At 71.8% G+C, this 14467-nt stretch carries 13 protein-coding genes and 1 tRNA gene; 2 read left to right on the top strand and 12 right to left on the bottom strand.

The window, feature by feature from the left end:
• Positions 1 to 39: 39 nt before the first annotated feature.
• On the bottom strand, positions 40 to 558 hold the full coding sequence (locus ACOTKD_RS31485) for a sigma-70 family RNA polymerase sigma factor (RefSeq protein WP_424892423.1): 519 nt from the start codon (positions 556 to 558) through the stop codon (positions 40 to 42).
• A 259-nt stretch (positions 559 to 817) separates the two neighbouring features.
• Positions 818 to 1999: a glycerophosphodiester phosphodiesterase gene (locus ACOTKD_RS31480; RefSeq protein WP_424892422.1), complete on the bottom strand. Its 1182-nt coding sequence runs from the start codon at positions 1997 to 1999 to the stop codon at positions 818 to 820.
• Between the two features lie 232 nt (positions 2000 to 2231).
• Here ACOTKD_RS31480 and ACOTKD_RS31475 point away from each other — a divergent pair, with 232 nt between their 5' ends.
• Complete coding sequence (locus ACOTKD_RS31475) at positions 2232 to 2909, top strand: lysophospholipid acyltransferase family protein (protein WP_424892421.1); 678 nt, start codon at positions 2232 to 2234, stop codon at positions 2907 to 2909.
• A gap of 37 nt (positions 2910 to 2946) precedes the next feature.
• Here the strand turns inward: ACOTKD_RS31475 and ACOTKD_RS31470 are convergent, their stop codons facing one another.
• From ACOTKD_RS31470 to ACOTKD_RS31450, 5 genes are all read right to left on the bottom strand, one after another.
• The gene (locus ACOTKD_RS31470; RefSeq protein WP_424892420.1) at positions 2947 to 3777 is read right to left on the bottom strand and encodes an alpha/beta fold hydrolase; all 831 of its coding nucleotides are present in this window, start codon (positions 3775 to 3777) and stop codon (positions 2947 to 2949) included.
• Positions 3778 to 4068: 291 nt separating this feature from the next.
• Positions 4069 to 5619: an MFS transporter gene (locus tag ACOTKD_RS31465; protein ID WP_424892419.1), complete on the bottom strand. Its 1551-nt coding sequence runs from the start codon at positions 5617 to 5619 to the stop codon at positions 4069 to 4071.
• Entirely contained in the window at positions 5616 to 6182 is a 567-nt protein-coding gene (locus ACOTKD_RS31460; RefSeq protein WP_424892418.1) for a TetR/AcrR family transcriptional regulator, read from the bottom strand. Before ACOTKD_RS31460 ends, ACOTKD_RS31465 begins: the two co-directional genes overlap by 4 nt.
• 78 nt (positions 6183 to 6260) lie before the next feature.
• Positions 6261 to 7709, bottom strand: a complete 1449-nt coding sequence (argH, locus tag ACOTKD_RS31455; RefSeq protein WP_424892417.1) for an argininosuccinate lyase — start codon at positions 7707 to 7709, stop codon at positions 6261 to 6263.
• Positions 7710 to 7796: 87 nt separating this feature from the next.
• Positions 7797 to 8993: an argininosuccinate synthase gene (locus ACOTKD_RS31450; protein WP_424892416.1), complete on the bottom strand. Its 1197-nt coding sequence runs from the start codon at positions 8991 to 8993 to the stop codon at positions 7797 to 7799.
• 202 nt (positions 8994 to 9195) lie between these two features.
• On the opposite strand from ACOTKD_RS31450, the gene ACOTKD_RS31445 reads away from it, so the two are divergent.
• A tRNA-Pro gene (locus tag ACOTKD_RS31445) sits at positions 9196 to 9272 on the top strand.
• Between the two features lie 96 nt (positions 9273 to 9368).
• Here ACOTKD_RS31445 and ACOTKD_RS31440 read toward each other — a convergent pair.
• The 5 genes from ACOTKD_RS31440 to argJ form a co-directional block, all read right to left on the bottom strand.
• Positions 9369 to 10571, bottom strand: a complete 1203-nt coding sequence (locus ACOTKD_RS31440; protein WP_424892415.1) for an amidohydrolase family protein — start codon at positions 10569 to 10571, stop codon at positions 9369 to 9371.
• Between the two features lie 133 nt (positions 10572 to 10704).
• Entirely contained in the window at positions 10705 to 11247 is a 543-nt protein-coding gene (locus ACOTKD_RS31435) for an arginine repressor (protein WP_424892414.1), read from the bottom strand.
• Between the two features lie 7 nt (positions 11248 to 11254).
• Positions 11255 to 12451: an acetylornithine transaminase gene (locus tag ACOTKD_RS31430; RefSeq protein ID WP_424892413.1), complete on the bottom strand. Its 1197-nt coding sequence runs from the start codon at positions 12449 to 12451 to the stop codon at positions 11255 to 11257.
• Positions 12448 to 13410, bottom strand: coding sequence for an acetylglutamate kinase (gene argB / locus ACOTKD_RS31425; RefSeq protein ID WP_424892412.1), 963 nt, complete (start codon positions 13408 to 13410; stop codon positions 12448 to 12450). The genes ACOTKD_RS31430 and argB overlap by 4 nt, the downstream gene beginning before the upstream one ends.
• The coding region (gene argJ, locus ACOTKD_RS31420; RefSeq protein ID WP_424892411.1) for a bifunctional glutamate N-acetyltransferase/amino-acid acetyltransferase ArgJ at positions 13407 to 14467 on the bottom strand (1061 nt) is incomplete at its 5' end. The genes argB and argJ, both read right to left, overlap by 4 nt.

Genomic DNA, 14467 nt, shown 5'->3' with positions numbered 1-14467 from the left:
GCCGTCGCGGGTGCACGCCGCCTCCGTGGCGCCGGCTGTCTACCGCTCCTTTCCCCAGGGTTCAGGAGCCGCAACCTCCGCCGTCAGCATTCTGCGCAGGCATCCCAGGCAACGGGAACGTACCGGCCCCAAAGATCCTTGTGACATTCCCAACTCGCCTGCGATTTCTCGGTAGGTCGGGTCCTTACGGGACAGCAGGGCCGCCAGCAGGCGGGGGCACCGGCCGGGCAGGCGGCGCACGGCGGCGCGCAGCGCACGGCCCTCTTCGGCAGCGAGCACCTGCTGTTCGACGCCCGCGTCGGGGGCGCACGGCGGCTCGGCGTGGGTGGGGTCGTAGAGCACTTCGCGCCGGGCCTGCCGGCGCGCGGCACGGGCCTCCGCTCTGACGGTCGCCCGCAGCCGGGCCGCGGAGACGATGGTGCGGCTGTCACTGAGCAGCCGCACCCAGACGCCCTGCTCGAGGTCGGCGGCGTCGGTCCCGGCGACCGCGGCCGCCTCGGCGGCGCACTCCGCTTTGAGCAGCGGGCTCAGCCGGGTCAGGAGATCGCTCTGCGTCATGCGGTGCGGGACGTGTGCGCTTGCCGCGCCGGTTGCCGGTGTTGCGGGTTATCACCCGTCCGGGTGGCGGCACGGTTCCGCTTGCCGCGGCTGTCGACGCCGTACGGCGTGAGGCGACATCGGCACCGCCGGACGCCTCTCCGGTGGCTGAGCGCCGTTGCGGCGGAAACGATGGTCTGCCGCGCAGAAACACGTTCCCGCCGCAACGGCGAGCAACCACTGCGGCGCGGCCCGGCGGTGCCGGACCGGCCTCAGTGGGTCAGCCCTTCGAGAACGCGTTGCGCGCCAGCGCAGCGGTGTCGCAGTTGTCCGAGAAGATGCCGTCGATCCCGGTGGCGAAGTACGTCTTGAACGCCGCGAGCGCGTCGCCGTACCCGTTGGGGTCGGTGCCGCGCCGGAAGTCCGCCGGCAGGAAGCTGTTCTCGTTGCGCATGGTGTACGGGTGCAGGATCAGCCCCGCTGCGTGCGCGTCCCGCACCAGCGTCGTCGGCTTGGTCAGCTTGTCGTTCTTGTCCCGCGGAATGATGAGGTTCAGCCACGGGCCGATGCCCTGGGCGAAGCCGGAGACCCACTTCAGGCCCTTGGGCGTGATGAGGTCGGCGACCGTCCGGGGGTCCTTGGCCTCGACGAAGTCCCACGGCTGCGTCGTGAGGTCGTCCAGCAGGAGCACCTTCGGGCAGTCGACGCCCAGCCGGCCCAGCCGCTGGAGGCTGCTCGGCTCGAAGGACTGCAGGAAGGTGTAACCGTTGCGGCCCGAGCGGTTGTAGCGGCGCAGCAGCTTGGCGAGCCGCTCCTCCAGGCCGAGGCCGGCCTTGCGGAAGTAGGTGGGGTGCTTGGTCTCGACGTGCAGCCATATGCGCCGGCCGCGCTTGCGGCCCTGCTCGTCGGCCCACTTCAGGACCTCTTCGAAGGTGGGCACCTGCCACACGCCGTCGTAGAGGGTGTTGTGCTGCCGGTTGCCGGGGATGCGCTCCTTGGCGCGCAGCGTCTTGAGCTCGGCGAGCGTGAAGTCCTCGGTGAACCAGCCGGTGTGGGCCTCGCCGTCGACGGTCTTCGTCGTCTTGCGGGAGGCGAACTCCGGGCGGGAGGCGACGTCCGTGGTGGCCGTGATGTCGTTCTCGTGCCGGCAGACGAGGTGCCCGTCCTTGGTGGGGACGACGTCCTGCTCGATGACGTCCGCGCCGTTGTCGAGGGCGAACTGGTAGGAGCCGAGGGTGTGCTCGGGGCGGTAGCCGCAGGCGCCCCGGTGGCCGATGACGGTCGGCACCGGCAGGTCCTTGTACGAACCGCCGGCCGTGCCGCCGCCGCGGCCCTGCGCCGCCGGGGCGGGGGTCGCGGCCGCCGCCGTGCCCGCTCCGCCGCCGAGGACGACCGCTCCCGCGCCGAGGGCCGCTGCGGCCCCCAGAAGGGTGCGCCTGCCCGGCCGCTGCTCCTGATCCATGAACGCTCCTTGCTTGCGGGTCCCGGCACCGGTTTCGGTCACCTGTCGGACGCGCAGATCGTAAACATGTACGACTTCCGTCTGTGAAGACGGAAGTCAAACGGCGTGCAAACTCATGTCAACACTCCGTATCGCGTCCCCCTACCCGGGGTGCGCGCGGGCCATACCGGCGAGTATGGTCAGCCCCTGCGCAGGCATGCGCCGCACCGACCATCACGACCGGAGGGCCCCGTTGTCCCGCATCTTGCTCAAGGCGTTCCTCGGATTGCTCATGCGCGTCCTGTACCGCCCCAAGGTGGAGGGCACGGAGAACATCCCCGGCAGCGGGCCGGTCATCCTCGCGGGCAGCCACGTGACCTTCGTCGACTCGCTGTTCCTGGCCCTGGTGGTCAAGCGGCAGGTGTTCTTCATCGGCAAGGACGAGTACGTCACGGGCAAGGGGGTCAAGGGCCGGCTCATGGCCTGGTTCTTCCGCAGCTCCGGCATGATCCCGGTGGACCGCGACGGCGGCCACGGCGGTGTCGCGGCGCTGATGACCGGCCGCCGGATCCTCGACGAGGGCCGGGTCTTCGGCATCTACCCCGAGGGCACCCGCTCCCCCGACGGCCGGCTCTACCGCGGCCGCACCGGCATCGCCCGCCTCGCGCTGATGACGGGCGCGCCGGTGGTGCCGTTCGCGATGGTCGGCATGGACAAGGTCCAGCCGGGCGGCAAGGGCATGCTGCACCTCGCCCCGGTGACGGTGCGCTTCGGCGAGCCGCTGGACTTCTCCCGCTACGAGGGCATGGACCGCGACCGCTACATCCTGCGCGCCGTCACCGACGAGGTGATGAGCGAAGTCATGAGCCTGTCGGGCCAGGAGTACGTGGACGTCTACGCGACCAAGGCCAGGGCCTCGAAGGCCGCCTGACGCGACGCCCGCGCCGTCGCTCCCGGCCGCGGCGCGGCTAGCCCAGGCTGATGCAGGCGGGCTGGAAGGCCGGGTCGGCCGGGCCCTTGCGCCCCAGTGCGTTGAGGACCCACTGGGCGACGACCGGGTCCTTGGTGGCCTGGTCGTGCATGAACGGGTCGAGCTTGCACTTGTCCTGCAGCACGACGTTGGTGACGCGCTCGGCCGGGCCGTTGAGCAGGGCGCTGGTGTAGGGGACGACGACCTCGTCGTAGCGGGTGGAGACGACGGTGTAGTCGGGGCCCGCCGGCGCCTCCTCGCCCTCGTTGAGCCTCTTCATGAAGTCCGAGCCCCACTGCTGGTCGACGCAGGACGGGCAGATCGTCCAGCCGGCCGCGACGGCCAGCGGGTTCTTCGTGCCGTGGTTGGACGGGACGATGCCGACGAGGTCGTCGACCTTGTCCGCGCCGCCCAGGAACTTCACGTAGTAGCGCGGCATCATGCCGCCCTGGCTGTGACCGACGAGGTCGACCTTCTTCGCACCCGTGGCGCCCCGCACGGCCTCCACGAAGTCACGCAGCTCCGCCGCCGCCTGCGGGATCGGGGCGGTCTCCAGGTTGCCGTAGTTGAAGGCGAAGACGCAGTAGCCCGCCTCCTTCAGCTTCGGGGAGAGCGCGGACCAGTTCTCGGCCATGAGCTTGAAGGTGCCGTTGACCAGCACGACGGGCTCGGGGTGGGCCGAGTCCGGCTTGCAGGACCAGTCGTTGGCGCCCTTCGGCGGGATGTCGAGGACGGAGGCGGAGGCCGGGGAGGCGGCGAGGCCCGTGAGGCCCAGGGCCGCGGTGGCCGCGGCGGCGAGCAGGAGTCTGACCGTTCTGCGGAGGCGCATGGGGGGGGTGTCCTTTGGCAACGGGACGGCGGAAAACCGCTGTCGTAAACCGAACCACGTTCGACAATGTCGACCAGTGGTCGTGATCGTTGCCCGCGCATAAGGATCCCGTCAAGGGAAATTGTTTCCGGCATATGTCACACGGGCCGGGGCTTGCCGCCCCGGCCCGTCGTGCGCTTTGCTCATGTGAGCCGCGCCCGGCTCAATCCGGCGAGCACGGTTCCGTTTGCCGTACCCGCACGGCGGATCAGCCGTACCCGCGCGCTGGATGCCTCGTTTCCGCGCGGCGGATCAGCCGCCGTAGCCCTCCTCCAGCTTCTGTCCGCGGAGCAGGAACCACGCGGCGACGGCCGTCGCCAGCAGCACCACCGCGCCGACGCCGGAGGCGATCCGCAAGCCGTCGACGAAGGCGTCCTGCGCCGAGGCGAGCAGGTCCGCGCCCTGGGCGGGCGGCAGGGCCGCGGCCGACTCGACGGCTCCGCCGAGGGACTCGCGGGCCTCGCCGGCGGCCGCCGCGGGCACGCCCGCGGGGACGGTGAAGTCCCGGTAGACGCCGGTGACGATCGAGCCGAGCACCGCGATGCCGAGCGCGGCACCGAGCTCGTACGCCGTCTCCGAGACGGCCGAGGCGGCGCCCGCCTGTTCCTTGGGCACGCTGGAGAGGATCACGTCGGCCGTGACGGTGAACGAGAAGCCCGCGCCCACCCCCACGACCAGCAGGGCCGCGCCGAGCACCGGGTAGGCGGTGTCGGACTGCAGCCGGACGAGCGCCGCGAGGGCGACGCCGATGGCCGCCAGCCCGCCGGCCACGACCGAGCGCACCGAGAACCGCCGGGCGGCCCGCCCGGCGAGGAGCCCCGCCGTGACCGCGCCGATCGCCGCCGGCAGCTCGGCGAGCCCCGCCTCCAGCGGGCTGCGCCCCTGGACGAGCTGGAGGAACTGCGACAGGAAGAAGACCATGCCGGACAGGCCGAGGACGGTCAGCAGGTCGGCCAGCACCGCGCCGGAGAAGCCCCGGTGGTGGAAGAGGCGCATGTCCAGCAGCGGCGACGGCAGGGTGAGCTGGCGGCGGACGAACCACACCAGCGCGGCGACTCCGACGGCCGCGGCCGCGGCGACGTCCCAGCGCGCTCCGTGCGTCGCCCCTTCCTTGATCGCGTAGACGACGGCGATGACGCCGGTCATGGACAGCACCACGCTGAGCAGGTCCCACGGGCCGGGCGCCGGGTCGCGCGACTCGGGCAGCAGCTTGATGCCGACGAGCACCAGCACGGCCATCACCGGCAGGTTGATCAGGAAGACCGAGCCCCACCAGAAGTGGCCCAGCAGGAAGCCGCCCACGACCGGGCCCACCGCGGCGCCCGCCGAGGCCATGGCACCCCAGATGCCGATGGCCAGGCTGCGCTCCTTGGGGTCGTGGAAGATGTTGCGGATCAGGGCGAGCGTGGACGGCATCAGCGTCGCGCCCGCGACGCCCAGCAGGGCCCGGGCCGCGATCATCATCTCGGGGCTGGTGGCGTAGGCGTTCAGCACGGAGACGGCGCCGAAGGCCACCGCGCCGGTCAGCAGGAGCTTCTTGCGGCCGATGCGGTCGCCGAGGCTGCCCATGGAGACCAGGAGTCCGGCGATGACGAACGAGTAGACGTCGCCGATCCACAGCAGCTGGGTGCCGGACGGGCGCAGGTCCTCGCTGAGGAAGGGCGTCGCGAGACCGAGGACGGTCGCGTCGACGGCGACGAGGAGGACGGCCAGGGCAAGGACGGCGAGCGCGAGCCAGCGTCCGGGTCGGGGCGTCCCGGCAGGGGCCTCCGTGGTCAGGGGGCTGCCGGTGGTTCCGGTCACCGTTTCGTCCTTCGCTCGGTCCCGGTCCTTCGCTCGGCGCCGCCCAGGAGCAGCTCGGCGACCATGCGGGGCATGTCCTTGGCGGCCACGCGCCGGTCCTGGACGGCCCAGGCGCCGGTGCCGATCAGGCCGTAGAGGGCCTCGGTGAGCCAGGCGGGCGTGAGGTCGAGCCGGAAGGAGCCGTCCTCCTGGCCGCGGCGGAAGAGCTGCTGGACGCGGGTGTCGAGCCGGTTCCAGCCCTCGTTGGTGCCGTTCTCGTAGAGCTGGTTCTCGGTGAAGAGGAAGGCGAGCATGCCGGCGACGGGCTCGGCCTCGTCGATCAGGCGGCGGACGGCGCCGGCCGCGTCGCCCTCCTCGATCCGGGCCGCGTCCAGGGCCTGCTCGAACTGCTGGATGCCCAGCTCCTCCAGGGCGCGCACGAGCGCGTCGCGCCCGGCGAAGTGGCGGTGGAGGGTGGCGCGGCCGATCCCCGCGGCCTTGGCGATCTCGTCCATGGAGGCGGTCGCCTTGCGGGTGAGCAGGGCGGCGGCCTCCTTCAGCACATGGTCCCGGTCAACACTCATGAGACGACGATAACCCGAATGAGACGTTCGCGTCTCATTCAGGTTATCGTCGTCTCAGGTCGAGCCGGGGCCGGGGGCTCAGCCGCGCTTGGCCTCCGCCCACTCCCGCTGGACCGCCAGGTCCGCCTTGACCTCGCCGAGCTGGACCGCGACCGCGGACGGCGCGGTGCCGCCCCGCCCGCTGCGCGAGGCCAGCGCGCCGGGCACGCTCAGGACCGAGCGGACCTCGGGCGTCAGGTGCGGGGAGATCGCGGCGAACTGCTCGTCGGTGAGCCCGTCGAGCTCGATGCCCCGCGCCTCGCACTCCTTGACGCACTCCCCCGCCACCTCGTGCGCCACACGGAACGGCACGCCCTGCTTGACCAGCCACTCGGCGATGTCGGTGGCCAGCGAGAAACCGGCGGGGGCCAGTTCCTCCATCCGGGCGCGGTTGACCGTGAGGGTGGCCATCATCCCGGTGAAGGCCGGGAGCAGGACCTCCAGCTGGTCGCAGGAGTCGAAGACCGGCTCCTTGTCCTCCTGCAGGTCGCGGTTGTACGCGAGCGGCAGGGCCTTGAGCGTGGCGAGCAGCCCGGTGAGGTTGCCGATGAGCCGCCCGGACTTGCCGCGCGCCAGCTCGGCGATGTCCGGGTTCTTCTTCTGGGGCATGATCGACGAGCCGGTCGAGAAGGCGTCGTGGAGGGTCACGAAGGAGAACTCCTTCGTGTTCCAGATGATGACCTCCTCGGCGATGCGCGACAGGTCGACGCCGATCATGGCCGTCACGAAGGCGAACTCGGCGACGAAGTCCCGCGAGGCCGTCCCGTCGATGGAGTTGCCCGCGGAGCCGCGCTCGAAGCCGAGGTCGGCGGCGACCGCCTCCGGGTCCAGCCCGAGGGAGGACCCGGCGAGCGCGCCCGAGCCGTACGGCGAGACCGCCGTGCGCTCGTCCCACTGCCGCAGCCGCTCCGCGTCCCGCGACAGCGCCTGGACGTGTGCGAGCACGTGGTGGGCGAAGAGCACCGGCTGGGCGTGCTGCAGGTGGGTGCGGCCCGGCATGGCGACGTCCGGGTGCGCCTCGGCGAGGCCGACGAGCGCCTCCTGGAGGTCGGCGATCAGCCCGCCGATGATCCGGGCGTGGTCGCGCAGGTACATCCGGAAGAGCGTGGCGACCTGGTCGTTGCGGGACCGCCCGGCGCGCAGCTTGCCGCCGAGGTCGGGGCCGAGCCGCTCCAGCAGGCCGCGCTCCAGGGCGGTGTGCACGTCCTCGTCGGCGACGGTGCCGGTGAAGGTGCCGGCGGCGACGTCCTCCTCCAGCCGGTCGAGGCCGCCCTGCATCCGCTGCAGCTCGTCCTCCGTGAGCAGCCCGGCCTTGTGCAGCACGCGGGCGTGGGCGCGGGAGCCGGCGATGTCGTACGGGGCGAGCCGCCAGTCGAAGTGGACCGAGGCCGAGAGTTTGGCCAGGGCCTCGGCAGGGCCGTCGGCGAACCGGCCGCCCCACAGACGTACGTCGCCGCCGGCGGACTGGCTCTGCGGTCCCGTGGTCATCGTGCTGCTCCTCTGCGTGGCGCGGTGCTGGGGCCTCCCCGGCCGCGGCGGGCCGGGGAGGCGGGAGAACATCGGTCCGGGCGCGGGCTAGTGGGCCAGGTCCCGCTTCGCCGCGATCTTGCTCGACAGGCCGAAGATCTCGATGAAGCCCTTCGACATCGACTGGTCGAAGGTGTCGCCCGTGTCGTACGTGGCGAGGTTGAAGTCGTAGAGCGACTTCTCGGACTTCCGGCCCGTGACGACGGCCCGGCCGCCGTGCAGCGTCATCCGGATGTCGCCGGAGACGTGCTCGTTGGCCTCGGCGATGAAGCCGTCCAGGGCCCGCTTGAGCGGGGAGAACCACAGGCCGTCGTAGACGAGCTCGGTCCACCGCTGCTCGACCTGTCGCTTGTACCGGGCGAGCTCGCGCTCGACCGTGACGGCCTCCAGCTCCTGGTGGGCGGTGATCAGCGCGATCGCGCCGGGCGCCTCGTAGATCTCCCGGGACTTGATGCCCACGAGCCGGTCCTCGACCATGTCGAGCCGGCCGACGCCCTGCGCGCCGGCCCGCTCGTTGAGCTGCTGGATCGCCTGCAGCACGGAGACGGGCTTGCCGTCGATCGCGACCGGGACGCCCCGCTCGAAGGTGATGATCACCTCGTCGGCCTCACGGGGGGTGGCCGGGTTGGCGGTGTAGTCGTAGACGTCCTCGATCGGGGCGTTCCAGATGTCCTCCAGGAAGCCCGTCTCGACGGCCCGGCCGAAGACGTTCTGGTCGATGGAGTACGGGGACTTCTTGGTGGTGGCGATCGGCAGGCCCTTGGCCTCGCAGAAGGCGATGGCCTTGTCTCGCGTCATCGCGTAGTCCCGGACGGGGGCGATGCACTTCAGCTCGGGGGCGAGGGAGGAGATGCCGGCCTCGAACCGCACCTGGTCGTTGCCCTTGCCGGTGCAGCCGTGGGCGACGGTGGTGGCGCCGTGCTTCTGCGCGGCGGCCACCAGGTGCTTGACGATCGTGGGCCGGGAGAGGGCGGAGACCAGCGGGTACCGGTCCATGTAGAGGGCGTTGGCCTTGATCGCCGGGAGGCAGTACTCCTCGGCGAACTCGTCCTTGGCGTCGGCGACCTCCGCCTCCACCGCACCGCAGGCGAGCGCGCGCTTGCGGATGACGTCCAGGTCCTCGCCACCCTGGCCGACGTCCACGGCAACGGCGATGACCTCGGCGCCCGTCTCCTCGGCGATCCAGCCGATGGCGACGGAGGTGTCCAGGCCCCCGGAGTAGGCGAGTACGACGCGCTCGGTCACTGGTTTCTCCTTACGATGCATTCGCTGATGGGTATAACTATGCACTCCACCGTATGGTTCGTCAATGCCCTTCCGGTGTTGCTTTGCGTGGCGGTCCGGTCACTCGGACGGGACCCCGGACCCCGAATTTGGATCACGCCGCCAAACAGGATATTTTCTTTCTGCACGCCCCACCGGGAAGAAACCCGGGAGGGACGGGCACCGGGACGTGGCGCAGTTTGGTAGCGCACTTGACTGGGGGTCAAGGGGTCGTGGGTTCAAATCCCGCCGTCCCGACCAGCGAACATCGCAGGTCGGAAGCCGCTTCCTCGCACAGCGAGGGAGCGGCTTCCGTCGTTTCCGGGCCTTCCCCGCGGATGCGCGCGGCCGCGCCCGCTACGGCAGGGGGACCCGCGTCCCCTCCCTGAAGATCGCGGTCACCGCGTGGACGGCCGTGATGTCGGCGAGCGGGTCCCCGGCCACGGCCACGAGGTCCGCGTCGAAGCCGGGGGCGATGCAGCCCTTGCGGCAGGCGACGCCGCAGGCGCGGGCCGCGGCCGAGGTCGCCGCGCGCAGCGCCTCCAGCGGGGTGAAGCCCGTCTCCACCATGGCCGCGACGCTGTACGGGTGGCTGCCGTGGGCCTTGACCGGGAAGATCCCCGAATCGCTGCCGCACACCACCCCCACCCCCGCCTCGCGCATCGCCGCCAGCCCGGCGACCAGGCCGGGCATGCGGCGGGCGATCCTCGGCGGGGGCGGCGGGCCGCCCGGCAGCGACCCCAGGGTGAGGGAGGCGACCACGCCGAGGCGCACCATGTCGTCGAGCACCCGCCGGTCGTAGTTCACGCCGGGGTCGGTCCCGTCGTTCTCGTCGGCGATCTCGGTGACGAAGAAACAGTGCTCGACCATGTCGAACCCGGCGGCCACGGCGTCGGCGATGCCGGCGGCGGAGTGCGCGTGCGCCGTGATCGGCAGGCCGTGCCGGTGCGCCTCGCGCACGGCGGCCAGCAGCTCGGCGTGGCCGTACTGCACGTGGAAGGGGTCCGAGCCGGGCGTGAGGTCGCCGCCGGTCACCATCACCTTCACGACGTCGACGCCGCGCCCGGCCCGTTCGCGTACGGCCGCCCGGATCGCGTCGACGCCCTCGGCCTGCCCGCCGAGGAACCAGCAGTGGCCACGGGCGGTGGTCAGGGGCGGGCCGGAGGCGAGCACGGTGGGCCCGGCCGTGGGGTCCTTGGCGGTCTCCTCCCGGATCCGCAGCGCCAGATAGCCCCGGTCCCCCAGGTCGCGCACGGTCGTCACCCCCGCGGCGAGGGTCGCGCGGGCCGCGGCCCGCATGCGGCCCTGCAGCTCCTCGTCGCCGGCGCGCCGCAGCCGGCCGACGGCGTCCTCGCTCGCGTCGAAGGCGAGGTGGACGTGAGTGTCCACGAACCCGGGCAGCAGCGTCGCCTCCCCCAGGTCCACGAGCCGGGCCCGCGCGGGCACGCTCCCACCGGGCACCACGCCGGTGATCCGCCCGCCCTCCACCAGCACCGCGGGCCGTTCGACGGTCCCCGGGCCTATCCCGTCGAAGAGCTTCGCCGCGCGGATCGCCAGCATGTGTCCTCCCTCGCCCCATGCCTGTTGTTGGGCCGGTGTTCACGAGGCCGACGCCCTGCGCCCCTCGTCATCCTGCCCACACCGGCGGCGAGTTCACGCCCGCGGAGGCCCGCGGACGCGTCCGGACGGCTCGTCAGCGCTCCTTCTGAGCCAGCCTCAGGAGGTGGTCCGCGAGCGCCTGGCCGCCCTTGGGGTCACGGCTGATGAGCATCACCGTGTCATCGCCCGCGATGGTGCCGATGATCTCGTGGACGCCCGCCTGGTCGATCGCCGAGGCGAAGAACTGGGCGGCGCCCGGCGGGGTGCGCAGGACCACGAGGTTGGCCGAGGCCTCCGCCGAGATCAGCAGCTCGCCCGCGAGGCGCGCCATGCGCGCCTCGGTCGCGGACTCCCCGAGCGGGGCCCGGGGAGTGCGGTCGCCGCCCTCGGAGGGGACGGCGTAGATCAGCTCGCCCCCGGTGTTGCGGATCTTGACCGCGCCCAGTTCGTCGAGGTCGCGGGAGAGCGTCGCCTGGGTGACGGACAGGCCGTCGTCGGCGAGCAGCTTGGCGAGCTGGCTCTGCGACCGGACCGCCTGCCGGCCGAGGATGTCCACGATCCGGCGGTGGCGGGCGGTACGGGTCTGCGGTACGGCCTGTCCGCCGTGGAACTGCTCCGGCTCCTGCGCCTGGGTCATCGTCTCGTCAGTCTCCGCTTCGTCGTTCCCCGGGAGCAGCGGCGTCCAGGACACCCGGCAGTGCCCGGAGGAACGTTTCCACCTCATCTTCGGTGATGACCAGCGGCGGGGCCAAACGCACCACGTCGGGTGCGACCGCGTTCACCAGAAGGCCGGCGTCCTGTGCTGCCTGCTGCACCTTCGGTGCAAGGGGCTCGGAAAGGACAATACCCAGCAGCAGGCCCGCGCCACGGACACGGTCGACCAGGGGGTGCCCGAGCGCAGCGATCCCGTCACGCAGCCGCTCCCCCGCAGCCGCCACGCGGGCGAGGATCCCCTCGGTCTCCAGGGTGTCGATGACGGCCAGGGCGGCGGCGCACGCGACGGGGTTCCCGCCGAAGGTGGAGCCGTGCTGACCGGGTGTCAGCAGGTCGGCCGCCGGGCCGAAGGCGAGGGTCGCGCCGATGGGCAGGCCGCCGCCGAGGCCCTTGGCGAGGGTGACGACGTCGGGCTCGACGCCCTGTGCCTGATGTTCGAACCAGTGGCCCGTACGGCCGATACCTGTCTGGATCTCGTCCAGGACGAGGAGGGTGCCGGTGGCGCGGGTGATCTCGCGGGCGGCTGCCAGGTAGCCGGGGGGCGGGACGATGACGCCGCCCTCGCCCTGGACGGGCTCCAGCACGACGAGCGCGGTGTCGGTGGTGACGGCCGCCCGGAGTGCGTCCTCGTCCCCGTAGGGGACGTGGGTGACGCCGGCGGGGAGCGGCAGGAAGGGGTCCTGCTTGGCGGGCTGGCCGGTGAGGGCCAGCGCGCCCATCGTACGGCCGTGGAAGCCGCCGGTGGCGGCGACCATGTGGGGCCGCCCCGTCCGCCGCCCGATCTTGAAGGCCGCCTCGACGGCCTCCGCGCCCGAGTTGGAGAAGTACACGCGCCCCGGCCGGCCGGCCAGGCCGAGCAGCCGCTCGGCGAGGGCGACCGTCGGCTCGGCGGTGAAGAGGTTGGAGACGTGGCCGAGGGTGGCGATCTGGTCCGACACGGCCCGGACGACCGCCGGGTGGGCGTGGCCGAGGGCGTTGACGGCGATGCCGCCGACGAGGTCGAGGTAGGGCTTGCCGTCGGCGTCCCAGACCGTGCTGCCCTCGCCGCGGAGCAGGGGGACGCGCGGGGTGCCGTAGTTGTCCATCAGGGCGCCCTGCCAGCGCCGGGTGAGTTCCGCGTTGCTCACTGCTGCTTCCCCTCCGGCTCGTTCACCGCTTCGTCGGGCACGACCATCGTGCCGATCCCCTCGTCCGTGAAGATCTCCAGCAGGATCGAGTGCTGGACCCTGCCGTCTATCACGCGGGCCGTGGTGACGCCGTTGCGCACGGCGTGCAGGCAGCCCTGCATCTTGGGCACCATGCCGCTCGCCAGGTCCGGGAGCAGCGCCTCCAGTTCGCTCGCGGTGAGCCGGCTGATGACCTCGTCGCTGTGCGGCCAGTCCTCGTACAGGCCCTCGACGTCGGTGAGGACCATGAGCGTCTCGGCGCCGAGGGCCGCGGCGAGCGCGGCGGCCGCGGTGTCGGCGTTGACGTTGAAGACACCGTGGGCGTCGGCGTCGTCGGCGCTGCGGGCGATGGAGGAGATGACGGGGATGCGCCCGTCGTCGAGCAGGGCCTGGACGGCGCCGGTGTCGATGCCGGTGATCTCGCCGACGCGGCCGATGTCGACGCGCTCGCCCTCTATCTCGGCGTAGTGCTTGGTGGCGGTCATGGTGTGGGCGTCCTCGCCCGTCATCCCGACGGCGAGCGGGCCGTGCTCGTTGAGCAGCCCGACGAGTTCGCGCTGCACCTGTCCGGCGAGGACCATGCGGACGACGTCCATGGCCTCGGGCGTGGTGACGCGCAGGCCGGCCTTGAACTCCGACGTGAGGCCCAGCCGGTCGAGCTGGGCGCTGATCTGCGGGCCGCCGCCGTGCACGACGACGGGGCGCAGTCCGGCGTGGTGGAGGAAGACGACGTCCTGGGCGAAGGCGGCCTTGAGCTCGTCGTCGACCATGGCGTTGCCGCCGAACTTGATGACGACGGTCTTACCGTGATGCCGCGTCAGCCAGGGCAGCGCCTCGACGAGGATGCGGGCCTTGGGGAGGGCGGTGTGCTTACGGGTCGGGCCCGCGCTGTCCGTGGTCGTGCTGTCCGTGGTCGTCATGAGGAGTACGCGCTGTTCTCGTGGACGTAGTCGGCGGTGAGGTCGTTGGCCCAGATGACGGCGGTCTCGGAGCCCTCGGCGAGGTCGGCGGTGATGCGGACCTCCCGGTAGCGCATGTCGACGAGGTCGCGGTCGTCGCCGACGGAGCCGTTGCGGCAGACCCACACGCCGTTGATGGCCACGTTGAGCTTGTCCGGGTCGAAAGCCGCGGACGTGGTGCCGATGGCCGACAGCACACGCCCCCAGTTCGGATCCTCACCGTGCAGAGCACACTTGAGGAGGTTGTTGCGGGCGATGGAACGCCCGACCTCGACCGCGTCGTCCTCACTCGCGGCGTTGATCACCTCGATACGGATGTCCTTGCTCGCCCCCTCGGCATCACCGATCAGCTGACGCGCCAGGTCATCACACACCTCCCGCACCGCCTCCGCGAACACCTCCTGGACGGGAGTGACGCCGGAGGCGCCGGAGGCCAGCAGCAGCACCGTGTCATTGGTCGACATGCAGCCGTCGGAATCCACCCGGTCGAACGTCGTCCGCGTAGCGGAACGCAGTGCGGTGTCGAGGCCTGCGGTGTCGATGTCGGCGTCGGTGGTGAGGACGACGAGCATGGTGGCCAGGCCCGGGGCGAGCATCCCCGCACCCTTGGCCATCCCGCCCACCGTCCAGCCCTCGCCCTGGACGACGGCGGTCTTGTGGACCGTGTCGGTCGTCTTGATCGCGATGGCCGCCTTCTCCCCGCCGTGCGCGGAGAGCCCGGCCGCGGCCTTCTCGATACCGGGAAGAAGCCTGTCCATCGGCAACCGGACACCGATCAGACCCGTGGAAGCGATCGCGATCTCCCCGGCGCTGTGCCCCAGCACCTCGGCCGCCTTCTCGGCGGTGGCATGAGTGTCCTGGAAGCCCTCAGGACCGGTACAGGCATTGGCGCCACCGGAGTTCAGGACCACGGCGGAGACCTGCCCGCCCCTGACGACCTGCTGGGACCACAGCACCGGCGCCGCCTTGACACGGTTCGCGGTGAACACCCCCGCAGCGGCCAGACGCGGCCCCTGGT

Origin of the sequence: Streptomyces sp. XH2, from assembly GCF_049725035.1 — a bacterium.
GTDB classification, from domain to species: Bacteria; Actinomycetota; Actinomycetes; order Streptomycetales; family Streptomycetaceae; genus Streptomyces; species Streptomyces roseoverticillatus.
This window is presented reverse-complemented; position numbering and strand designations above follow the sequence as displayed.